This is a genomic window from Chitinophaga sp. YIM B06452, from assembly GCF_039655965.1.
Classification (GTDB): domain Bacteria; phylum Bacteroidota; class Bacteroidia; order Chitinophagales; family Chitinophagaceae; genus Chitinophaga.
The window spans coordinates 1,116,200-1,140,264 of the sequence record NZ_JAWLKY010000001.1 but is presented as its reverse complement, the minus strand read 5'-3'; the positions used below and the strand labels follow the sequence as shown (position 1 = coordinate 1,140,264).

At 52.5% G+C, this 24,065-nt stretch carries 17 protein-coding genes; 13 read left to right on the top strand and 4 right to left on the bottom strand.

The genetic code is table 11. The annotated features are described in order from the left end of the window. Positions 1–49: 49 nt before the first annotated feature. From R3I13_RS04290 to R3I13_RS04280, 3 genes are all read left to right on the top strand, one after another. A complete protein-coding gene (locus R3I13_RS04290; protein WP_346316689.1) occupies positions 50–853 on the top strand; it encodes an endonuclease/exonuclease/phosphatase family protein in 804 nt (267 codons plus the stop codon). Positions 854–942: 89 nt separating this feature from the next. After that, positions 943–2,328: a Gfo/Idh/MocA family oxidoreductase gene (locus tag R3I13_RS04285; RefSeq protein ID WP_346316688.1), complete on the top strand. Its 1,386-nt coding sequence runs from the start codon at positions 943–945 to the stop codon at positions 2,326–2,328. A 3-nt stretch (positions 2,329–2,331) separates the two neighbouring features. Beyond that, positions 2,332–3,108 carry a DUF1080 domain-containing protein gene (locus R3I13_RS04280; protein ID WP_346316687.1) on the top strand — a complete coding sequence of 259 codons (777 nt, stop codon included), beginning with the start codon at positions 2,332–2,334 and terminating at the stop codon, positions 3,106–3,108. Positions 3,109–3,182: 74 nt separating this feature from the next. Here R3I13_RS04280 and R3I13_RS04275 read toward each other — a convergent pair whose 3' ends face one another. Further along, a complete protein-coding gene (locus R3I13_RS04275) occupies positions 3,183–3,776 on the bottom strand; it encodes a superoxide dismutase (RefSeq protein WP_346316686.1) in 594 nt (197 codons plus the stop codon). A 281-nt stretch (positions 3,777–4,057) separates the two neighbouring features. On the opposite strand from R3I13_RS04275, the gene R3I13_RS04270 reads away from it, so the two are divergent. From R3I13_RS04270 to R3I13_RS04260, 3 genes are all read left to right on the top strand, one after another. Then, positions 4,058–4,750, top strand: a complete 693-nt coding sequence (locus R3I13_RS04270) for a LuxR C-terminal-related transcriptional regulator (RefSeq protein WP_346316685.1) — start codon at positions 4,058–4,060, stop codon at positions 4,748–4,750. A gap of 217 nt (positions 4,751–4,967) precedes the next feature. Then, on the top strand, positions 4,968–5,177 hold the full coding sequence (locus tag R3I13_RS04265; RefSeq protein ID WP_346316684.1) for a hypothetical protein: 210 nt from the start codon (positions 4,968–4,970) through the stop codon (positions 5,175–5,177). Positions 5,178–5,364: 187 nt separating this feature from the next. Then, on the top strand, positions 5,365–6,309 hold the full coding sequence (locus tag R3I13_RS04260; protein WP_346316683.1) for an SPFH domain-containing protein: 945 nt from the start codon (positions 5,365–5,367) through the stop codon (positions 6,307–6,309). A gap of 52 nt (positions 6,310–6,361) precedes the next feature. Here R3I13_RS04260 and R3I13_RS04255 read toward each other — a convergent pair whose 3' ends face one another. Together R3I13_RS04255 and ligA are read right to left on the bottom strand one after the other, a co-directional pair. Beyond that, complete coding sequence (locus R3I13_RS04255; RefSeq protein WP_346316682.1) at positions 6,362–6,802, bottom strand: nucleoside deaminase; 441 nt, start codon at positions 6,800–6,802, stop codon at positions 6,362–6,364. Further along, a complete protein-coding gene (gene ligA, locus R3I13_RS04250) occupies positions 6,802–8,895 on the bottom strand; it encodes an NAD-dependent DNA ligase LigA (RefSeq protein ID WP_346316681.1) in 2,094 nt (697 codons plus the stop codon). Before ligA ends, R3I13_RS04255 begins: the two co-directional genes overlap by 1 nt. Positions 8,896–8,948: 53 nt before the next feature. On the opposite strand from ligA, the gene R3I13_RS04245 reads away from it, so the two are divergent. From R3I13_RS04245 to R3I13_RS04235, 3 genes are all read left to right on the top strand, one after another. Then, complete coding sequence (locus R3I13_RS04245; protein ID WP_346316680.1) at positions 8,949–10,586, top strand: amidohydrolase; 1,638 nt, start codon at positions 8,949–8,951, stop codon at positions 10,584–10,586. 47 nt (positions 10,587–10,633) lie between these two features. After that, positions 10,634–11,338 (top strand): NUDIX domain-containing protein, encoded by a 705-nt coding sequence (locus R3I13_RS04240; RefSeq protein ID WP_346316679.1) that lies wholly within the window; start codon positions 10,634–10,636, stop codon positions 11,336–11,338. A 577-nt stretch (positions 11,339–11,915) separates the two neighbouring features. Further along, a complete protein-coding gene (locus R3I13_RS04235; RefSeq protein WP_346316678.1) occupies positions 11,916–15,260 on the top strand; it encodes a methylmalonyl-CoA mutase family protein in 3,345 nt (1,114 codons plus the stop codon). Between the two features lie 65 nt (positions 15,261–15,325). Here R3I13_RS04235 and R3I13_RS04230 read toward each other — a convergent pair whose 3' ends face one another. Further along, a complete protein-coding gene (locus tag R3I13_RS04230; protein WP_346316677.1) occupies positions 15,326–16,027 on the bottom strand; it encodes a hypothetical protein in 702 nt (233 codons plus the stop codon). A 307-nt stretch (positions 16,028–16,334) separates the two neighbouring features. Between R3I13_RS04230 and R3I13_RS04225 the strand changes: the two genes are divergently transcribed. The 4 genes from R3I13_RS04225 to R3I13_RS04210 all read left to right on the top strand — a co-directional run bounded on the left by R3I13_RS04225 (position 16,335) and on the right by R3I13_RS04210 (position 23,733). Further along, entirely contained in the window at positions 16,335–18,113 is a 1,779-nt protein-coding gene (locus R3I13_RS04225) for a hypothetical protein (protein WP_346316676.1), read from the top strand. Between the two features lie 52 nt (positions 18,114–18,165). Then, complete coding sequence (locus R3I13_RS04220; RefSeq protein ID WP_346316675.1) at positions 18,166–19,248, top strand: PA0069 family radical SAM protein; 1,083 nt, start codon at positions 18,166–18,168, stop codon at positions 19,246–19,248. Between the two features lie 371 nt (positions 19,249–19,619). Continuing rightward, positions 19,620–21,503, top strand: a complete 1,884-nt coding sequence (locus R3I13_RS04215; protein ID WP_346316674.1) for a transglutaminase domain-containing protein — start codon at positions 19,620–19,622, stop codon at positions 21,501–21,503. A gap of 7 nt (positions 21,504–21,510) precedes the next feature. Beyond that, the gene (locus R3I13_RS04210) at positions 21,511–23,733 is read left to right on the top strand and encodes a hypothetical protein (protein WP_346316673.1); all 2,223 of its coding nucleotides are present in this window, start codon (positions 21,511–21,513) and stop codon (positions 23,731–23,733) included. Positions 23,734–24,065 lie beyond the last annotated feature (332 nt).

Sequence of the window (24,065 nt, the reverse complement as noted above, 5' to 3'; positions counted from 1 at the left end):
ATGGTTAAATTGTTTTTCGTTTTTTTACGGTTCTACTCAACATCACCGTATGAAAGCAATCCTTTATGCTACCGCCTTCTCCCTGACGGCGCTGGCCGCATGCTCTGGCCCGAAAGCCGTTACAGGCGCGCAACAGGCAGATATCAACGTGCTGTGTTATAACATCCATCACGCCAATCCGCCTTCCACCAAAGACAAAATAGACATACCCGCCATTGCCAAAGTGATCGCGGATACCAAGCCCGATATTGTTGCCCTGCAGGAAGTGGACGTGCATACGGACCGCTCAGGCAAAGGACTTCACCAGGCAGAAGAGCTGGCCAGGCTGAGCGGCATGCAGTCATTTTTCGCCAAAGGGATCGACTATGGCGGCGGGGAATATGGCGTAGCCATCCTGAGCCGTTATCCCATCCTGGAAACGAACCGTTACCCGCTCACGACCGTTGCAGGCACCAATGGCGAACCGCGCGTGCTGGCCACTGCGCTGTTGCAGCTGCCCGGCAACCGCAAAGTACTGATGGCCTGCACCCACCTGGACGCGCAGCGCGGCGATACCAACCGCCAGGTACAGATCAGGGAAGTTATAGCTATCCTGGGCAAACAACCATACCCTGTGATCGTTGCAGGAGATCTGAATGCGCCGGAAAACAGTAGTGTAATAAACACACTTGATCAGCATTTCTCCCGCAGCTGTACGGACTGCGGGTTTACCATTCCCGTCGAAAACCCGCGCCGCTGCATAGATTTCGTGGCTTTTACCCCGGGCAGGTTCGAGACGGTGAGGCATACCGTGATCCAGGAAAAATACGCATCCGACCATTTGCCGGTGAATGCGGTATTGCGCCTCAAATAAGCGAGGCGATTGGATTTGCTGAAATTAATCGTTAAATTAATGGTTCGGGAAACCCACGTTTATCATAAAAAATAAAAAGCTAACAGCATATGAGTAATCAATCCAATGGCAACTCCCGCCGCGGTTTTATCACCAAATTTGCAAAAGGAGTTGTAGGCGCATCGCTGCTGCCGAACATTATTACGGCGGCAGACAGGAAACGCAGCCTGGAACAGCTTTCCAGGCAGAAAGACCATTACAGCGCAAACGATAATATCCAGATCGCGCTGATAGGCGCCGGCGGCATGGGCAATGCCGATGCAGATACAGCCATCACCGTGCCCGGTGTGAAGCTGATCGCAGCCTGCGATCTTTACGATGGCCGCCTGGCGGATGCAAAGAAGAAATATGGCAGCGACATTTTCACCACGCGCGATTACAAGGAAATACTCGCCCGTAAAGACATAGACGCGGTGATCATTGCCACGCCGGACAGCTGGCATAAAGATATTTCCGTGGCAGCGATGAACGCAGGCAAAAGCGTGTACTGCGAAAAACCAATGGTGCACGACGTTACCGAGGGCCATGCTGTAGTGGAAGCACAGAACAAGAACAAAGTGATATACGAAGTAGGCAGCCAGGGCGTAAGCTCCCTCGGTAACGAAAAAGCCCGCCAGTTGCTGAAAGACGGGGCCATCGGCCAGCTCAATTATGCAGAAGGTTTCTGGGCGCGCATGTCTCCCTTCGGCGCATGGCAATATCCCATCCCCGCCGATGCATCGCCTTCAACCGTAGGCTGGGACGCATTCCTGGCCAACAACACCAAACGCGCTTGGGATCCTTTGCGTTTCTTCCGCTGGAGGAATTACAAAGACTATGGCACCGGCGTTTCCGGCGACCTCTTCGTTCACCTCTTCTCCAGCCTTCACCTCGTAACCGGTTCCATCGGCCCTGAAAAGATCATGGCCACGGGCGGCCTGCGTTACTGGAAAGACGGCCGTGAAGTGCCTGATGTAATGCTCGGCATGTTCGACTACCCGCAGACAGACATTCATCCTGCATTCAACCTCTCCCTGCGTGTGAACTTCGTAGACGGTACCGGCGGCACCAACTACCTGCGCATGGTGGGCAGCGAAGGCTCCATGACCGTGGAGTGGGATAAAGTGACCCTCTACCGCAACAAGGCCTACGCCGCTACAGACGATCCTTTGCTGCAAACGAAAAAAGCGCAGGACACCGGCAAACAATACGTGTACGAAAGAGCGGACATGCTGCCGCCCGATAAGCTGGAATACGTGGCTGACAAGGGTTACAAAGGCGCGCACTTCGATCACTTCTACAACCTGTTCAACGCCATGCGCACGAAAGGCAAAGTGAGTGAAGACGCCTTGTTCGGCTTCCGCGCAGCCGCGCCTGCATTGCTTTGCAACGACAGCTATTTCCAGAACAAGATCATGTACTGGGATCCGAAGAACCTGAAAACCGTAAACAAGTAAACTATGAAGAGATTAGTATTACCTGCGTTTGCAGCGGCTTCCCTTGCGCTCACATCCTGTGGCGGCGGGGCTCCCAAAGAGGAGAAGAAAGATTCGGTGGCCATCGGCAGCGAAAACAAAACCACTACCGAACCGCAGGCCAATGTGCTGACTGCCGAAGAGCAGGCAGCTGGCTGGAAACTTTTGTTCAACGGCTCAAACCTTGACGGGTGGAGGATTTATAAGAACAAGCCTTCCAACACCTGGGGCGTGGTAGATGGTACATTACACTGCACCGGCAGCACCACCGATAAAAGCGATATGCGCGGCGACCTGCTCACCAACGACCAGTACGAGAACTTTGAGCTGGAAACCGACTGGAAACTGGCGCCACAGGGCAACAGCGGTATCCTTTACCTCGTTACCGAAGAGTTTGAAGCACCCTATATGAGCGGGCCTGAGTACCAGCTCATAGACGATGAGAACTTCCCGGAAAAGCTCGAAGACTGGCAGAAATCAGGCGCGAACTACGCGATGAACCCGCCGTCGAAGCTGGCTGCCAAGCCCATCGGCGAGTGGAACCATACCCGTATTGTAGTGAACAAAGGCCACGTTGAGCATTGGCTGAACGGCGAGAAAGTGGTGGATACACAAATGTGGACGCCTGAGTGGGAAAAGGCCAAGGCCACCGGCAAATGGAAGGATTACAAAGGTTATGGCACCGCGAAGAAAGGCCATATCTGCGTGCAGGATCATGGCAGCGAGATATGGTTCAAAAACATGAAGATCAAATCCCTGTAAGGGAAAGATGTGGTAATAAAAAATGGCCGGTAGCTGTTGCTGCCGGCCATTTTTATTTTTTGCCAGTGAGGCTGTTAGAATCTTTTGCTAACGGCGTCCCAGTTTACCACGTTCCAGAAAGCAGCGAGGTATTCCGCGCGGCGGTTCTGGTATTTGAGGTAGTAGGCGTGTTCCCACACGTCCACACCCAGGATGGGAGTGCCTTTCACTTCAGCAACGTCCATCAGGGGGTTGTCCTGGTTGGGGGTGGAAGTGATCTCCAGCTTACCGTCTTTCACGATCAGCCAGGCCCAGCCTGAACCGAAGCGGGAAACGCCGGCAGCGTTGAATTTTTCTTTGAATGCATCAAAAGAACCGAAAGCACTGTTGATGGCATCTGCAAGTTTACCGGAGGGAGCGCCGCCGGCATTGGGGCCCAGGCTGGTCCAGAAGAAAGAGTGATTCCAGTGGCCGCCACCGTTGTTGCGCACTGCGGGGCTGATAGTGCCGGCTTTTGCAACCAGCTCTTCCAGGGATTTATTCTCGTTCTCGGTACCGGCAACAGCCTTGTTCAGATTGTCTACATAAGCCTGGTGGTGCTTGCCGTGGTGAATTTCCATTGTCAGCTTGTCGAAGTGCGGCTCAAGCGCATCGGAAGCATACGGCAATGCAGGAAGTGTGAAAGCCATAATCCAATTTTTATGGGTTTAAGAATTGTATTTCAATTAGAGCACCAAATTTACTGCCTAATGCGGGAATTGTCAAACCCTTTCTCCGGCAGTTCCGCGAACCCTTTGCCCATCGCATTGTTATTAGGGGGAAACCAGTGTTAACGGCGTTTGGATATATGGCTTTTTCTTTTATATTTACATAAAGGTGTTATGATCTTTGTTTCACATTTATTTATATTCGTATAGTATTCATCGTTAGTTTTCACTATTGTTTGTTTAAAACATTCATAATGCAGGACATGGGCACAGAAAACCGCGATTCTCATGATGCGCTGATATCGGAGAATACGCAATTGAGGAGCCGGCTGGAACATTTGGAGGCCATTATAGACAAGGTTCCCGCAATGTTATATACGTCCAACAACTCCAAAAAAGCAATCAACTGGTGCAACAGGCTTTTGACAGAAACGCTGGGGTATTCCCGGGAAGAGATCTTAACCCTTGGGGTTGAATTTTTCAGGCAGGTAACCCACCCCGAAGACCTGAGCATCCTCACCATCTCACAACAGTCTTTCCGCGATAAAAAAGGTATGTTCGGCGGTGTTATGCGCGTACGCAGGCGCGGCAGCCATGAATGGTTCTGGGTCGTAGGCCTGGGCGTGCCTTTTTCCTTCGACCAGCAGGGGAACGTGGTAGACGTGATCTGCGTGTTCCTGGACTTTTCCAACGCTATAGACACGGGTAACCAGATCAGCGAAGCGCTGCGCGTAGTGCTGCGAAGACGGAACGAAGATGTGCTCAACAAGCTCACCGCGCGCGAAAAAGATATATTCACACTGGCCGCAAGAGGCCACAACAATAAAGAGATCGCAGAGAAACTGAACCTCAGCAGGTATACCATTGAGACCCACAGGAAGAACATCAGGCTTAAGCTCAAAGTAAGAAACACCCCCGAATTGGTAGCCCTTGCCAAACAGATTGGTTTACAATAACCAGCATTTATTATGATTTTTTCGCATATTGATTATCAGGATACATATGACCGATTTTTAATTTGTAAAAGCGCTACAACGCTTGTGTGATCTGCGATTCCGGGGAGAAAAATACCCAAGCTTGGGTATTTTCCGGCGTTCGAAACTCCACTAATTTAGTAGCCTGAATTAAGAACGGAGTTCATTTGGATAGTTTTTAGAGGTAATACTTATCACTATGATAACCGAAGACAAGGCGTATGATATCCTGATGTTGGAGCCATCCGCCACACCTGAAGAAATAATTGCCAGGTATCAGACATTAAAAGACCAATACAGGAAAATCAAAGAAGAGACGGAGGACCTGAAAACCCAATTGGCCTATCAATTGAAACAGATTGAGCTGGACGATGTATTCATTTACTTCCGCACTTGCCAGAAGATATAACACTTTGTATAAGTCTTTCATGCATTGTATCGTGTTTTAACCCACACGGTTCATCCATTGTTTGTTAACCACCAAAGCCATACAATCCCGGTCTTTACATCCGTAAGTTTGGAAACCCCGCTTATCAGCAATTTAATAGCTGTAGTGAAGGATTTTGATTACATTTATGATTCAAATCCTTGACACTATGGATAACATTTTTTTGTATGTTATTTTAGGCCTACTCGTTCTTGTAGTCCTTTCTTCTTTCGTAACTGTGCAGCAGGGCACCATTGGCGTTACAACCATCTTCGGTAAATACAACCGCATCCTGTTACCCGGCCTCAACTTCAAGATCCCTCTCATCGAAAAGGTGTTCAAACGCATCTCTATCCAGAACCGCTCCGTGGAGCTGGAATTCCAGGCTATTACGGTAGACCAGGCGAATGTGTATTTCAAGGCCATGCTTCTCTATTCCGTGCTCAACCAGCAGGAGGAAACCATCAAGAACGTAGCCTTTAAGTTCATGGACGAACGCAGCTTCATGCAGGCCCTCATCCGCACCATTGAAGGCTCTATCAGGGGCTTTGTAGCTACCAAAAGGCAGTCTGAAGTGCTGGGCCTCCGCAAGGACATTACCGAGCACGTAAAAGAACAGATAGACGTAACGCTGGAACAATGGGGTTTTCACCTGCAGGACCTCCAGATGAATGATATTACTTTCGACGATGCGATCATGCGCTCCATGGCGCAGGTGGTGGCTTCCAACAACCTGAAGGCCGCCGCTGAGAACGAAGGCCAGGCATTGCTGATCACCAAAACCAAAGCTGCGGAAGCAGAAGGTAATGCGATCAAAATAGCCGCTGAAGCGGAAAGGCAGGCAGCCCAGCTGCGCGGCCAGGGCGTTGCGCTCTTCCGTGAAGAAGTGGCCAAGGGTATGACGATGGCCGCCAAAGAAATGCAGCAGGCCAACCTGGATACCTCCGTGATCCTGTTCAGCATGTGGGTGGAAGGCATCAAACATTTCTCGGAAAACTCGAAAGGCAACGTGCTTTTCCTGGATGGCTCTTCGGAAGGAATGGAGAAAACAATGAAACAGCTCATGAGCCTCAACCAGCTGATGGATGTGAAAAAACAACAGCCCGCCAAGTAAGACGGGCCGCGGTATATGAAACCGGCTGTGCTGCAATAGTACAGCCGGTTTTTTATTTTCTCCTGGCCTGGAAGAAAGTTTTCACGAGCTGCAGACTTTCCGCTTCACACAGGCCGCTTTCCAGTTTCGTTTTGGGATGAAAGGGAGACGCAGCGCCGGTGACCCGCCTGTAGCCGTTCTTTTCATCCGCCGCCGCATATACGATGCGCCCGATCTTGCTCCAGTACAAAGCCCCGGCGCACATCACGCAGGGCTCCAGGGTGACATACAAAGTGGCTTCCATCAGGTATTTGGAGCCGAGATAGTTGAACGCCGCAGTGAGCGCGATCATTTCAGCATGCGCGGTACAATCATTGAGCATTTCCACCTGGTTGAAGCCGCGGCCTATCACCTGCCCGTTCATCACCACTACCGCCCCGATGGGCACTTCTCCTTTCTCCTGTGCTTTGCGGGCTTCTTTCAGCGCCTGCTGCATGAAAAACTCATCGTTCATTATTGCACCATGTTTATGAATTCATCTTCGCTCAATATCTTGACGGTATTGATCTTTTTCGCTTTTTCGAGCTTGCTGCCCGCATCTTCGCCTACGATCAGGTAGTTGAGCTTACTGCTCACGCCGCTGAGTATCTTGCCGCCCTGCTGCTCTACGAGCGCTTCCGCATCGCTGCGCTTGAGCTTGTGAAGTGTGCCGGTGAACAGGAAGGTTTGCCCGCTGAGAGTGCCTTCTGCAGAGCGCGAGCCGGTATTGCCTTTGAGGTTCAGGCCCAGCTCTTCCAGCCGCTGCAGCATGTGTATGTTGTCCTGGTTCAGGAAAAACTGCCGTACAGAACCCGCTACTTTCGGCCCGATGTCTTCCAGCGCCAGCAATTGTTCTTCTGTGTAATCCGCGAGGTTGAGCAGGTGCCCGGTGGAATTGGCCAGCGTTTTCGCGGTGGTCTCTCCCACATAACGGATGCCCAGCCCAAAGATGAGCCGGTGCAAAGGCTGGCTGCGCGAGGCTTCTATGGCAGACTGCAAATTGGAAATGGACTTTGGCCCGAAACCTTCCAGCTTGCCTATCGCTTCAAAATCCAGCGTGTAAATGCCGGGAACATCTTTCAGCAGGCCGAGCGACCAGAACTTGCGCACGTTGCTCTCGCCGAGGCTGCGGATGTCCATCGCGTCTTTGCTCACGAAGTGGATCATCCTTTCCACCACCTGTGCTTCACAGTTGATATTCACACAGCGCCACACGCTTTCGCCTTCGGGCTTGAACAGCGGGTCTTTACAGACCGGGCAGTTCTTCGGGAACACGATATCCCTTTCATCGCCGCTACGCAGGTCTGCAATGGATTTCACGATATAGGGGATCACGTCGCCGGCGCGCTCCACCAGCACACGGTCGCCCAGCTTCAGGTCTTTTTCCCTGATCACATCTTCATTAAAAAGGCTCACGGAACCTACCATCACGCCGCCAATGGGTACAGGGTCTATCTTGGCCACGGGCGTAATGGAGCCGGTACGTCCCACCTGGAACTCCACATCGCGCAGGATGCTGGTGGCCTGGCGGGCTTTGAACTTGAAGGCGATGGCCCAGCGCGGGTGATGCGTGGTCATGCCCATCCTGTCCTGCAGTTCGTAATCGTTCACTTTTATCACCATGCCGTCTATTTCATACGGCAGGTCGTCGCGTTTGGTTTCGTAATCGAGGCAATGATCTATCACGGCCTGTATGCCTTTCACGACTTTCATTTCCCGGGCGGGACTGCGGAAACCCAGCTGCCAGAGCATTTCAAGGGTGTTGCTGTGCGATTGTATGGCAGGCGGCTCGGTGGCGCCGTCGTTCATGGTGTGGTAGCTCATGTTGTAAAGGAACGCTTCCAGCCCGCGTTTGGCCACTTCCTTCGGGTCCACGATGCGGAGCGAGCCTGAGGCCGCATTGCGCGGGTTGGCCAGCGGCGGAAGGTTTTCAGCGGCGCGCTGCTCATTCAGCTTGGCGAAGGTGGTTTTGTTGATGAGCACCTCGCCGCGCAGTTCTATCTGCTGGATGCCGTAGTCTGAAAACTTTGCAGACAAAGGGATAGAGCGTATCTGCCGGATATTGGTCGTGATCTCGTCTCCCTGTACGCCATCGCCGCGGGTGGCGCCACGGGCCAGCAGGTCGTTTTCGTAAATGAGGGAAATGCTGGCGCCGTCGAATTTCGGTTCTATACAATATTCGATCTCTGCAAGACCCGTCTGCTCGCGGGCTTTACGGTCCCAGTCCAGCAGGTCGTCTGAATTATAAGAGTTCTCCAGGCTGAGCATCGGCACCAGGTGCTGCACGGTGGGGAATACTTTCGTAAGACCCTGCGCCACACGCTGGGTGGGAGAATCGGCTGTGACAAGCTCCGGGTGCGATTCTTCGAGCTTCTTGAGCTGTGAGAAAAGCTGGTCGTATTCCTGGTCGCTGAGCACGGGGTCGTCCTGGATGTAATACCGCCAATCGCTGTGGCGTATCACCTGCCGCAGTGATGCGGCCGTTTCTTCAGGCGTGCCCGGCGTTTTGCCGGACAGTAATGTTTTGGCCAGCGCGGCCAGCGATCTTTCAGTGTCTTTATTATACATCGTGTATGAATCTGCCGTAAATTTAATCTTTAGTTAAGTACAAATTTCCTGCTATGAAAAAATGCCTTTACGCTGCCCTTTCAGTTACGCTGTTATCCGCCTGTGCCAGTAAAGAAAAAGCAGACCTCCTGGTCCATCATGCCGTGATCTACACCGCCGATTCCATGAACACCGTAGCCGCGGCCATGGTTGTGAAAGACGGCAAGGTGATCGCCATCGGCAGCAATGAGCTGGTGCAGGGGAAGTTTGAAGCGGATTCGGTGATCGATGCAAAAGGCGCGGCTATTTTTCCCGGCTTCAACGATGCGCATGCGCACTTCTTCGGTTATGCGAATTCGCTCCGCCGGGTAGACCTCGTAGGGGCTAAAAGCTGGGATGAAGCGGTGGCGCGTGTGCAGGACTTTGCCGCCAAACATCCTTCCGCATGGATCCTGGGCCGTGGCTGGGATCAGAATGATTGGGAAGTGAAGGCCTTTCCTGATAAATCGAAGCTGGACAGCCTGTTTCCCAACACGCCCGTATTGCTGGAACGGGTGGACGGTCATGCTTCCATTGCCAACCAGGCCGCGCTGGATGCGGCGGGCGTGAAAGCCGGGCAGACCCTCATTGGCGGAACGGTGGAGACAAAGAACGGCCGGCTTACCGGTATGCTGATCGATAATGCGGACGAGCTGGTGTCTTCCAAAATACCTGCCGAGCCGCTTGAAGCGATCGTCGCCTCACTGGAAGCGGCTGAACGGAATTGTATATCGGCAGGCATTACCAGCATTACAGACTGTGGGCTGAACCTTCCCGAAGTGCGCCTGTTCGATACCCTTTTCGCGCAGCAGAAGCTGCACCTGCGCCTCAATGTCATGCTCAGCGACAACGAAGAAAATATCAACTGGCTGCTGCAAAACGGCATCTATGAAAAAGACCGCCTGCTGGTGCGCAGCGTGAAGTTCTATGGCGACGGGGCCCTGGGCTCCCGCGGCGCCTGCCTGAAACATGATTACACAGACCGGCCGGGCTGGAAAGGCTTTTTGCTGAAAGACGCGGGGTATTTTGCCGGGAAGGCCGCGCAGCTGGCGAAGACGGACATCCAGATGTGCACGCATGCCATTGGCGATTCAGCCAACAGCACAATCCTGAAGATCTATGCGGAGGTGCTGAAAGGAAAAAATGATAAACGCTGGCGGATAGAACATGCGCAGGTAGTCGATTCCATCGATTTCCACTGGTTTGGCGAAAACAATATCGTGCCTTCTGTGCAGCCCACCCATGCCACTTCAGATATGTATTGGGCCAAAGACCGCCTGGGCCCGCAGCGCGTAAAATACGCCTATGCCTTTAACCGGCTGCTGCGGGAAAACGGATGGTTGCCCCTGGGTACAGACTTCCCCGTGGAGCATATAGACCCCCTGCGTACGTTCTATGCCGCCGTGGCCAGGATGGACCAGGCCGGCTTCCCGGCGGGCGGATTTCAGCCTGAAAATGCCCTTAGCCGCGAAGATGCGCTGAAGGGTATGACCATCTGGGCGGCCCGGGCCTCGTTCGAAGAAGACCGGAAGGGCAGCCTGGAACCGGGAAAGGTGGCCGATTTCGTGGTGCTGAGCCAGGATATCATGAAAGTGCCCGCAGAGAAAATTTTGGCAACTAAAGTATTAGCAACTTATATTTACGGACAGGCGCTCCACAGGGCAGGACTTTAGCGCGGACAGCAGCAGCCTTTTTTCCTGACATTCCACGATATGCAAGTATGTACACCAAAAACATCAACACCCATCTCACCGAGATCAAAGATTATTTTAAAGCGGCTATTTCCGTAGACTGTGTCATTTTCGGGTTCGATGAAAACGAACTGAAGGTATTGCTGATCGAATCTGACCTGAAAGAATACAAAGGGAAATGGTCGTTGCTGGGCGACATCGTGCACCCGGACGAAGACCTTGAAACCGCCGCCTACCGCGTGTTGCGGGAGCGCACCGGGCTGGATGACGTTTTCATGGAACAGGTGCAGGCTTTTGGCGCGCTCAACCGGCATCCTGCGGGCAGGGTGGTCACCATCGCCTATTACTCCCTCGTCAATATCCAGCATGCGGAGCTGAAGACCCATCACAACGAGCTGCACTGGCATGCCGTGAAAGACATCCGGCATATGGCCTTTGACCATAAAGACATCCTGGACACCTGCTACCAGCGCCTGCAGCACAAGGTGCTCGACCAGCCTGTCGGGTTCAACCTGCTGCCCAAAAAATTCTCCCTCCGCGACCTTCAGAACCTCTACGAGGCCATCCTCGACGTGAAGCTGGACCGGCGGAACTTCCGGAAAAAATTCTTCGCGATGGATTACCTCATCGACCTGAACGAAGAGGAGCAGGACGTGCGGCACCGCCCGGCCCGGTTGTATAAGTTCAACCAGGACAAATACAATCTCCAGCACAAAAAAAGCCTTGGTTTTTGATAGGATTTTAACCCCGGCCGTTGTTTGCCGGATAGCCTGTAACTGCTTTATCATGGGCGGTTTGGGAGCAGTGTGCCCAATACAGGAAAGGATTCCTTATTTAAGTATATTTTCAGGAAGTGGCGGGAAAAAATTGTTTTTTAACAAAATATTAATTAAGATTGCGTAAGATATACACACTAGCATTTCCGGGTATATTCTTAGTAGCCAGAGACCAGACATCTAATCGCAACATTCAACAATTTTAAGGAACAGAAAACCCAGTATACGCATACATATTTGCCATTTTGCCACAAATGGCTCCACATAATTTGTACACCGCATTTATCAAATTCCACGTTATGAACTAGGACTACAATCTGTCTTTTATTGTAATGGGAACGTTCCTACCGGGCCGTTCCCATTTTTCTTTTTAATTATCCATTGAGAACCGGTTGCAGTTAAACAATTTCCAACAAATCATTGCATTGCTTGCATTGATTCAAATATCCTCCCGGCAGCCGCCAGCAGCGCTATTTTCGTATCTTGCATGCTTGTCCGCCATATGCATGCGTATGGCATTAAGCAGCTCTAACCAATGTCTTATACACCACAACACAAAGTCCGTATAGTAACAGCGGCCGCGCTTTTCGACGGCCACGACGCGGCCATCAACATTATGCGCCGCATTATGCAAAGCACCGGCGCCGAAGTGATCCACCTCGGGCACAACCGTTCCGCCGCCGAGATCGTGGACTGCGCCGTTCAGGAAGATGCGCAGGGCATAGCCGTCACTTCCTACCAGGGCGGCCACATAGAATTTTTCAAATACATGTACGACCTGCTGAAAGAGCGGGGCTGCGGCCACATCCGCATTTTCGGCGGCGGAGGCGGCACCATTCTCCCTTCAGAAATAGAAGAGCTGCATGCTTACGGCATCACGCGCATCTATTCGCCTGACGACGGGCGGAAGTTCGGCCTCGGCGGCATGATCGAAGACGTAATTAAACAATGCGATTTTGAGACCGTGAAGCAGGGCGAATGGAAACTGAGCCCTGAAAAACTCACCAAGGACGATACGCCGGAAATAGCCAGGGCCATCACTTACGCGGAGAACTTCGCGATGAACGGGCAGCTGGAAGACCTGAAGATAATGGCATCCCGCAAGAGCCCTGTGCTTGGCATCACCGGCACCGGCGGCGCCGGCAAAAGCAGCGTGACAGACGAGCTGGTGCGCCGCTTCCTCCATGAATACGGCAATCGCACCGTGGCCGTTATTTCCGTGGACCCTTCCAAAAAGAAAACGGGCGGCGCCCTGCTGGGAGACCGCATCCGCATGAACAGTATCCACCACCCGCGCGCCTACATGCGCTCGCTGGCCACCCGCGAAAGCGATAAGGCCATCAGCCTGCACATCCAGGAAGCCATCGATATCTGCAAGGCCGCCAAATTCGATTTTATCATCCTCGAAACCTCCGGCATCGGCCAGAGCGATACCGCCATCGTGGATTACTGCGACGTGGCCCTGTATGTGATGACGCCCGAATACGGCGCCGCTTCACAGCTGGAAAAGATCAACATGCTCGATTATGCAGACCTGATCGCCATCAACAAATTCGACAAAGCCGGCGCACTCGACGCCCTGCACGACGTGCGCAAACAATACAAACGCAACAATGCCCTCTGGGAAGCGAAAGATGAAGACCTGCCCGTGGTAGGCACCATCGCTTCACAGTTCAACGATCCCGGCGTGAACCAGCTGTTTGGCCGCCTCATGCACCGCATCGCTGAAAAAACCGACGTGCATTTCGGCGACGATAAACCGGACAAGCCGGTGACCGCCACCTCCACCAAATCGCTCATCATTCCGCCCGCCCGCGTGCGCTACCTGTCTGAAATAGCCACCAGCATTGAAGAGTACTGCGGCTGGGTAAATGAGCAATGCGCCATCGCCACGCAATGGTACCAGGTGGAAGGCGTGCTGCAGGTGCCCGGCCTCAAACATGCCGATGAACTGAAGAACATCAGCCGGCACCTGCAAACACAGCTTACGCCGGAAAATAAAGCGCTGATCGAAGGCTGGCCGGCGCTGCTGGAAAAATACAAAGCAGACCATTATGCTTTCCAGGTAAGAGATAAGATCATCAAGCTGCCGCTGTATGCCGAAAGCCTTTCCCATACCCGCATCCCGAAGGTGTCCCTGCCGCAGTTCAAAGACTGGGGCGACATCCTGCGCTGGCAGCTCATGGAAAACCTGCCGGGAGAATTTCCCTTCGCCGCGGGTGTGTTCCCGCTGAAGCGCGAAGGCGAAGACCCCACGCGCATGTTCGCGGGAGAAGGCGGGCCGGAACGTACCAATAAACGTTTTCACTACGTGTCTGTAGATCAGCCGGCAAAGCGGCTTTCCACGGCATTTGACAGTGTGACGCTCTATGGCGAAGATCCTGCTTACCGCCCGGACATTTACGGGAAGATCGGCAACTCAGGCGTGAGCATCGCAACCGTAGACGATGCGAAGAAACTCTACAGCGGTTTCGACCTTTGCGATCCGAAAACATCCGTGTCTATGACCATCAACGGTCCTGCGCCCATCCTGCTTGCGTTTTTCATGAATGCCGCCATCGACCAGGAATGTGAGAAATATATCGCGCAGAACGGGCTGGAAGAAAAAGTGAACGCCATCATCAAAAAGAAATTCAAAGATCATCCGCTGCCGCATTACAGCGGCGATCTGCCGCATGGCAATAACGGCCTGGGCCTGCGCCTGCTGGGTATTTCCGGCAGCGACGTGCTGGAGCCTGAAGTATATGAAAAAATAAAAGCCCATGCGCTGAGCACCGTACGCGGCACCGTGCAGGCGGACATCCTGAAGGAAGACCAGGCGCAGAACACCTGCATCTTCTCCACCGAATTCGCATTGAAACTGATGGGCGACGTGCAGGAATATTTCATCAACCGCAAGGTGCGCAACTTTTATTCCGTCAGCATTTCCGGCTACCACATTGCCGAAGCGGGCGCCAATCCGATCACCCAGCTGGCGTTTACGCTGGCGAACGGTTTCACCTACGTGGAATATTACCTGAGCCGCGGGATGCATATAGACGACTTTGCCCCAAATCTTTCTTTCTTCTTCAGCAACGGCATGGACCCGGAATACGCCGTGATCGGCCGCGTGGCGAGAAGGATATGGGCAAAGGCGATCAGGAATAAATACAAAGGCAACGACCGCTCGCAGAAGCTGAAATACCACATCCAGACGTCCGGCAGGAGCCTGCATGCACAGGAGATCGACTTCAACGACATCCGCACCACCCTGCAGGCGTTGTATGCCATTTACGACAACTGCAACTCCCTTCACACCAACGCTTACGACGAGGCCATTACCACGCCCACAGAAGAAAGCGTGCGCAGGGCCATGGCCATCCAGCTGATCATCAACCGCGAGCTGGGCACCGCCAAGAATGAAAATCCCAACCAGGGCAGCTTTTTCATCGAGGAGCTGACGGACCTGGTGGAAGAGGCCGTGCTGGCGGAATTTAACCGCATCACGGAACGCGGCGGCGTGCTGGGCGCGATGGAAAGGATGTACCAGCGCAACAAGATCCAGGAAGAAAGCCTGTACTACGAATCGCTGAAACATTCAGGAGAATTCCCGATCATTGGCGTGAATACTTTCCTGAATAAGAACGGCTCTCCCACTATTATCCCCGCGGAAGTGATCCGTTCCACCAAAGAGGAAAAAGAATTCCAGATCACCGCCCTGCAGGCATTCCAGGAACGGCATGCAGACCATGGCGCGGAGAAGCTGAAAGCCTTGCAGGCCGTGGCTGTGCAGAACGGTAATTTGTTCGAAGAACTGATGGAAACCGTGAAGTATTGCAGCCTCGGGCAGATCACGCATGCCCTGTACGAAGTGGGCGGGCAGTATCGCAGGAATATGTAGACATGCATATATGCTAAAAAGCCACGGCGCATTGCGCCGTGGCTTTTTAGTTTGGAGCAATTATCCTATTGCTTTTGCAATTGCTTTAGTTGTTTTGCCTGCTCTTCCAGAATATGCTGCTGTGCTTTCAGTTGTTTGTCCTGTGCGATCAGGTACAAAGTCAGTTCTTCTATTTTTTGCAGCAGCTTTGCCTGTGTTTGCCCGAGATCAAGCCCTTCTTCCATGATCTCCTTCGCAGACGGAACATCCGGCAGGTGTTTGTGCGTTTTGATATAATCTTCCACAAAAGGTAATGAAGGTAACGTATAACCTGGTTCGAAAACAAAATCCGGCCAGCCGGTTTGCGTTACTTTGACTTTTTTGGATGAAATATCGCCGTTCACAGCCAGTTTGGTGGCCGGCGTGATTGTTCCGATGCCGACATTCCCGGACGACATGGAAACAAACAGCGAATTGGCCAGGTAGGAATCGTTCAGGGTCCTGAATTCCAATGGCACATTGTAACCGGCTCCCGGCGTGGTAAGCGAAATAGCGTGCGACCAAGTGGCGCCGGGGCCGCCCGTTACCTCGTAAATACTGTTGCCGGTATATGCGCCTACGGCCAGGTAGATATCAAAAGCGGTAGCGGATACTCCGGCTGCATTGGGTAATATTGTTATTGCAGTGATGAAGTTCTGCATATAACCATACCTGGTGGCAAAAGCGGAGAACCCGAAACCGCCGGGGTCGGTACTTCCGCCGTTGCTGGTGCGTATAAACAGTTCCACACAGGCGTTTTGGCTATTCAGCGCATTGTACCCCGAGCCGCCGTAAAATTTAAAAGATACTGTCTGGCCATGCTGCGGTAAGCCGAGTGTTCCGAGCTTAAGCCATGTACCGGCGGCATTGGGGCCGTTGAAGGAATGAATAGCGTGTAATTGAGCATGAAGCGGGCTGACTCTTAACAAAAGGTACAGCATTACCAGGCGAAGGAAAAAGGGATAGCATTTCATGGTATAAAACTTGGGTTAAGACAGTAAATTACTATTTTCTCCCATCTGCAGGATTTCTTTTTTACGCGTATCTTGCTATTCTATGCAAACGGCAACCATTTACCAGCAAAGGATAGACGATTTTACCCGGCAGCTTTCACAAACGGACAACCGGCTGAAACTGCTCAGCCTGGCCAGGCTTCTTCTTTTTGCGGGCATCCTGTTTTTTGGTGTCCAGTATTTCCTGCATGATTTCCAGGCAACGTGGCTGCTGATCTGTTTTGTGCTGATAGCAGGCTTCGTGCGGAGCCTGGTGCTGTACCAGCGCAGTAAAGACCACCAGGCGCTGCTGCAGGCGCTGCTTACGCTCAATCAAAAGGAGCTGCGGGTGGTGACCGATCATGTGGCGGATTTTGAAGATGGCGAAGAATTTATCAACGACCAGCACGATTATACCGGCGACCTCGATGTATTTGGCCGCTCGTCGCTTTTTCAATACCTGAACAGGACCGGTACCCTTACCGGGAAACATTTCCTGGCGGGCTGGCTGCAAAAGCCGCTGCAAAGCAGCGCAGAGATCAAAGCGATGCAGGATGCGGTGCGCAGGCTGAGCGGGAGCATCGAGTTCCGGCAGCTGTATGCTGCTCATGCCCGGCTGGCAAAGGAAAGCCAGGATGATGTAAAAGAAATACGTTTATGGAAAGAGGCCCCGCTGGAATTTCTTCACCGGAAGACCTTGCGGATAGCGGCTTATGTAGCGCCCGCGCTGGTGATCGCCGGCATCGGGTTTTATATTTACAGCGGCAACTATGTACCCATGCTGCTCTGCATGTTCGTGAACTGGATGATCCTGCTGGGGAATGTGAAGAAGGTGAATGCACAGCACCAGCTGCTGTCTAACAAGGAACAATTGCTGAAAAAGTTCGCGGTGCTGCTGCGGATGATCAGGCAGGAAGACTGGAAGGGATCGGCCTGGCTGGAAGCGCGGCAGCAAACTGCTGCCGAGGCGGACAAGTCGCTGCACAAGCTGGCAGCCATCAGCAACATGCTGGACCAGCGGCTGAACCTGCTGGTGGGGCTGGTGCTGAACTCTATTGTGCTGTACGAGATCCATTGCATATTCAGGCTGGAGCGCTGGAAATCGGAGCACCGGCTGGATGTGGAAGAATGGCTGGAAGTGATTGCCCGGGTGGAAACGGCGAACAGCCTGGCTACGTTTGCCTTCAATCATCCGGGCTATACTTACCCCGAGATCAGCGAACGGCCGGGCGTTTCCGGGAAAGCAGTGGGCCACCCGCTGATCCCTGAAGGGGAATGCGTGGTGAATGATTGCAGCATCGGGGATGGAGAGCAGTTTCACATTATTACCGGTTCCAACATGTCCGGCAAAAGTACTTTCCTGCGGAGCGTGGGGGTGAACTGGCTGCTGGCTATGGCGGGCGCGCCGGTATGCGCGGAATCCTTTACCTGTAGTCCTTTGCGGATCATGACTTCCATGCGCATCAAAGATTCCATTGCACGGCATACTTCTTATTTCCAGGCCGAGCTGCTGCGGCTGCAGCATATCATACAGGTGCTGAAGAGCGGCCAGCAGGTATTCATCATCCTGGACGAAATATTGAAAGGCACGAACTCTGAAGATAAGCTGTCCGGCTCCCGCGAGCTGATCCGGCATTTCCTGCAATACCGCTGCCTGGGCATGATCGCGACGCACGACCTAGAGCTGGGCGGGCTGGAGCAGGAATACCCGCAGCAGATCCGCAATTATTGCTTCGAAAGCAGTCTTGACAACGGCCGCCTCCACTTCGACTACCGTATGCGCCCGGGCGTGGCCCGCAATAAAAACGCGACCTTCCTGATGAAACAAATGGAGATCATTTAAAATTTTGGCAATACTAATATATTTAGTATTTTTACTAAAATTATTAGTGCAAATGACGCTCCCTTTTAGCGACAACGCGTCTGGAAACCCTTACTATAAAGGTCGCGGCGCACAGGTCAATCCTAAGAACAAGTACCTGGCCGAAGAGTATGCCAAGGAGCATCCCGAGGGCATTGATGAATGGTGGCAGGCGGATGTCCCTACACAGATCTTCGAGGAACATGCGAAGAATATTGTGAACAAGGTGGACAGTCCCGATGTGGGTATGTGGTATTCCATGAATCCTTACCAGGGCTGCGAGCATGGCTGTATCTATTGTTATGCGCGCAATAGCCATCAATACTGGGGTTTCAGCGCGGGGCTTGATTTTGAAAGGAAGATCGTCGCCAAGAACAATGCGCCGGAGCTGCTCAAAAAATTCCTCAACAATAAGAACTGGGTGCCCAAACCGATCTCCCTTTCGGGGAATACGGATTGTTACCAGCCGCTGGAAAGGAAGATGTGGCTGACGCGGCAGTTGCTGGAAGTGGCCTGGGAATACCGCCAGCCGGTGGGTATCATTACCAAGAACTCGCTTGTACTGCGGGACAAATACATCCTGCAGAAGATGGCGGAACATAACCTGGTGTGCGTGTATGTATCGCTTACCACTTTGCAGGAAGAGTTGCGGCAGAAGATGGAACCGCGCACGGCCACAGGGCAGCAGCGGCTGAAAGTGGTGCGGGAACTGTCGGAGCTGGGCATCCCTGTTGGGGTGATGACGGCGCCTATCATACCCGGGCTGAACGATCACGAGATACCGAGGCTGCTGGAGCAGGCTTCGGAAAACGGGGCGAAGTTCGCGGGGTATACGGTGGTGAGATTGAACGATGCGGTGAAGATCATTTTCAATGATTGGTTATATAAGAATTTCCCGGACAGGGCAGATAAGGTCTGGCATATGGTGGAAAGCATGCATGGCGGCAAGGTGAACGACAGTGATTTTGGGAGGAGGATGCGCGGTGAAGGGAACATCGCGGAGCTGATCCGCCAGCAGTTCAGGTTGCAGGTCAAGCGTTTGGGTATGAACCAGGAAAAGTTCGAGTTTAATACCGAATTGTTTCAAAGGCCGAACAGCCAGTTGAGATTATTTTAAAGCGGGAAAAAAGCAAAGATTTTTTAGATGGGCATGAGGAGGTAACATATAAGATATATTTGTATCTTTATGTTCCTTATACCTATTCATCTATGCAATACAGTCGTAACTGCCTGTGTCTCAACGTAATACTTTGCGGATTATCCCTGTCAGCCCTGGCATCCGGGGGCGCCGGGCCTTTGGGAAAGGCTGAGGGAGAGCGCGTTGGGTCTTTTTTTTGGGGCGATCCGGGGAATTCCGGGAAGGCGAATGATTTGCGTGCGGCATCATTTGGCCTTCCGGAGAATTTGGAGGGTGCGTGTGGAATCGTGAGACGGAAAAATTTGCGAACAGGATTTCCTGATGTGCAAAAGAACACAGGATCTTCTGATATGGAAAAGAACCCTGGGCAGACCGGTGAGACAGCGGACGGAAGAAATATGCAGGCAGGGTTTACCGCAACCGCGTTCGAAGAAAATAAGAATATAGTCATCCGTGAAAGGAAGGAACGCTACGAGTTCGTGAAAGGGGATGAAAAGAACCCTGTATGGGTGAAACAAACCTTCACTACTTTTTACCGCTGCGACGAATACCGCGGTTCCATTCCCATCGTAGAGTTTTACGACGACTACAGCCGCGTGGATGAAGTGAAGGCCTACGTGAACGGCGACCGCATGAAAGTGAAGGTGGAACACGGCTACCATTCCATTGAAGGTTTTTTTTATTCTGATGCGCGCATCTGTGGCTTTATGCTCCCGCTGGAAAAGAAAGGCACCGAGAGCAGAGTGGAACTGGAAAAGACCGTGCTGGACCCGCGCTATTTCACCACCGTTTTTTTCCAGGAAGAATTTTTCCAGGAACAAAAAGAAGTGACCCTCGTGGTGCCGCGCTGGATGAAGTTGGAGATCAAAGAAATGAACTTTGGAGGCAAAGGCGTGAAGTCGTCCAAGACCTTCGACGAAAAGAATAATGCTGATGTATATACGTACACAGTCAAGGGCATTAAGCCTTCCAAATCGGAACCCTATGCGCCCGGCCCCAGCTATCTTTACCCGCACCTGCTCGTAGTAAGCCATGCCGCTGAAACGCCCGCCGGTAAAGTAACCTACTTTGGCAGTGTAAACGACCTCTACGCCTGGTACCGCGGCCTGGTGAAAGAGATCGGCAATGATCCCGCCGCCATCAAAGCCACGGCGCTCAATATCACCCAAAACAAAACCGACGACCTCGAAAAAATAAAAGCCGTCTACACCTGGGTACAGGAAAACATCCGCTACATCGCGTTTGAAGACGGCATTGCGGGCTTTCGCCCCGCTAAAGCGCAGGACGTGTTGCAAAAGAAATACGGCGACTGCAAAGGCATGGCCAACCTCACCAAGGAAATGCTCGTGTCCCTCGGTCTCGACGCACGCCTATGCTGGATAGGCACGCGGCACATCGCATACGATTATTCCACGCCCACATTGTCTGTAGACAATCACATGATCTGCGCCGTCAATCTCAAAGGCAAACAATATTTCCTGGACGCCACCGAAACCTACATCGGCTTCGACCAATACGCAGAACGCATCCAGGGCAGGCAGGTACTGATCGAGAACGGCGACCAGTACACCCTTTCCAAAGTTCCCGCCCGCACCTTCGAACAGAACCGCCAGGTGGAAAAGAGAGCATTGCGCGTGGAAGGCAGCAACCTCGTAGGCACAGTAGACCACCGTTATACCGGCGAATGCACAGAATACATCCTCACGCAGGCGCACCAGATCAAAAATGACAAGCTCGAGGAAGCCCTGCAGGAATTCCTCACCAAAGAAAACCGTCTCTACGCCATTTCAGCCGTTAAGACCTCCGACCTGCACGACTGGAGCAAAGACATGACCATTCAATATGACCTTCAGCATAAAGACGCCGTAAACAACTTCGGCGACGAATTATACATAGAGCTGGATTTCCGCAAGGAAATGGAAGATGGCAGCATCGATACCACCCTGCGCGAGCACGACCTCTGGCTTAGTTTCAAACGCCAGCTGGTACAGGAAACCACATTGGCCATACCGGCAGGTTACAAAGTGAAGTCCCTGCCTCCCGCCGTCAGCATCGATCACCCCAAATACGCTTTCAAAGCCGGGTACGAGCAGCAGGCAGACAAAGTGATCTACCGCAAAGAGCTCACCATCAAGAACACGCACCTGGAGAAAAAAGAGTTTTCTGATTGGAACAACGACATCAAAAAACTCCGCCAGGCTTACCTCGAACAAATAACCCTTACCAAAAAATAAACCACCTATGAAAACGTATATCGCCATACTGATCTGCCTGCTGCTGCTGATTACAGGCATGATGGCGCAAGACAGGAAAGTGGAAGCCTGGGATGCAAAGGCTGAAGTGAAATACAAAAAACGCCTTTCAGAAGTAAAAGAAGAAATATGGAACTGGAAGCAGGCCGGTTTCAAGAACCGCACCGTGCCAGCGGAGTATGCCAAAGAATCCGCCGTGGTGCTGGCCAAACACACCGAGCTGACCACGCCCGATAAGGACCGTGAGCTGCACCGCTCCATCCGCGTGCTGGTGGCTATCAACGATAAGGCCGCGCTGGAAGAGTATTCCGAGTTCTCCTTCAAACAATATGAGTCCCTGAGCAGCTGGTACCCGCTGGAGCCCTTCGATAAAATGACCAAGGTGACCTACATGGGCGCGCGCATCTTCAAAAAAGGCGGCGGTACCCGCGAAATATATTCAGACGAGGCCGTGGTGACAGAAGTGAACCGCCGGAGCCACAAGACCCGCAAGCTGGCCATTCCCGACCTGCAGGTGGGCGATATGATAGAGTATTTCGTGCGGGAAGAAAGGTTTATCAACCACGCCAATGCTTATACCGAAGAGCTGTTCGTGCTGGGAGATGAGGAGCCGGTGCTGGAATACTCCGTGCATGTATCCGCCTGGGAAGAAGTGTTCGCCCTCGAATACCGCAGCATGAACGGCGCCCCCAACTTCAAACAGAAGATCGCGGACCATATGCTGCAGCTGGACCTGCTCGTGAAGAACGTGCCGCCCCAGCCGGTGAAGCTCTGGATGAACCCCTTCAGGCAGATACCCATGGTGCGCCTGCATCTGCGCGTGGGTGGCCGGAAAGAAGGGCTGGGCCGCCGCAAGGAAGGCACTATTTACAGCAATCCCAACGCCCTCAAAACCCGCGACGAAGCCGTGGCCGAACTGGTGTTCATGCGCAACCAGACCTCCAAAGCCACGCTGCCCTTCCTGGACGTGGTATGGGACAATGTGAAACGTTTCAAAAAAGAAAATAAGAACGCCAGCGACGAGGAGCTGACCCATTATATCTATTACCTGATCCGCTACATGGGCCTCTACCGCGTAAACCCGCAGGATGAGATCGTGGTGGACCAGCGCCGCAACTGGGCCGGCCTCAGCGAGCGCAACTTCCTGCGGTACGTGAATTACATGCTGGTAAAGAACGACATCGACGCGGATTTTGTATTGGCTACTCCCCGCTACGGCCCGGGCCAGAACGAGGTGTTTGAGACCGACGACTTCCGGGTGATGCTGAAGACAGTGGGTAAAAAGCCCATATATATGAGCGCCGAAGGCATTTTTTCCAATACCGATTACATCCCCAGCGAGTTTGAAGGCCAGAAGGCCCCGCTGGTGAGCGGCGGCCCGCGCGACGAAAGCATCAAGGGCAACGTGGAAATACCTTACAGCACCCCTGGGCAAAACCGCCAGGTGGAGAACATGCGGATCAGCTTCAGCGACGGCGACATGCAGCAACTGAAGATAGACCGCACATCCAGTGCCAGCGGGCATTTCAGGCTGCCTCTCCAGCAAAAGCTGCTGCTCTATGAAGATTATTATGATGCGGAACGCAAAGCCCTGGGCATCAAAGAATCGTTTATGGAAGAGTTTGCAGACAGCAAAAGGAACCGCTCCCTGGCAGACGAATACCGCAATGCCTTCGACAAGGCCAGGAAAGACGTGCGGGAATCGTTCCTGGAAGAAGTGAAGGACCAGTTTGACAATACGCCCGAGAACCTGGAGAAGTTCAAAGTGCTGAAGATGGGCCTGCGGCATAATGAGCCGGAGATATCCTACAATACTGCGTTTACCATGAACGGGTATATTAAAAAGGCCGGCAGTAATTATATTATCGATGCGGGCCGGCTGATAGGGCCGCAGATGAGCATCAAGCCGTCGCAGCGCGACCGGAAGGCGGATATTTATATGCCTTTCGCCCGTTCGTTCGAGTACAACCTGGAATTCCTGGTGCCTGCCGGGTACACGCTGGAAGGGGCAGACAAGCTGGAAAGGAACATTGATAATGAATGCGGCAGCTTCATCGTGACCGCCAAACAAGCCGAAGGCAAGCTGACCCTGACCGTGAAGAAGGTCTATAAAAATGCCTTCGCCCCGGCTGCAAAGTGGCCACAGGTGCTGGAAATGGTGGATGCGGCTGAAGCATTCCAGCAGCAGAAGATCCTGCTGAAGAAGGCGTGATCAAAAAAAAATGTGCCGGAAACAATTTTTTAATGAGAAAAATTATGCAAGAAAAAAAATAAAATTTACCTTTGTTGCGTAAACAAACAATAGTAACAGTGTCTCGCAATTGTACATATAAGATGAAGGTCTCAAAGCGCATGCAAAAGCAGGCGGTTGAGCTCATGCGGGCAGGTTATAATTGGCAGTAACAAGACAAAAGTTATCCAAAAGATATAACAGAAGGGTCCCGCAGACAAAGCGGGGCCCTTTCTTTATGGTGCTGATGAATAAAGATTTGATAATTACAGTGTCTGTAGAGCGATGCATGGCAAAAGCGTCAGGGGAGTGCT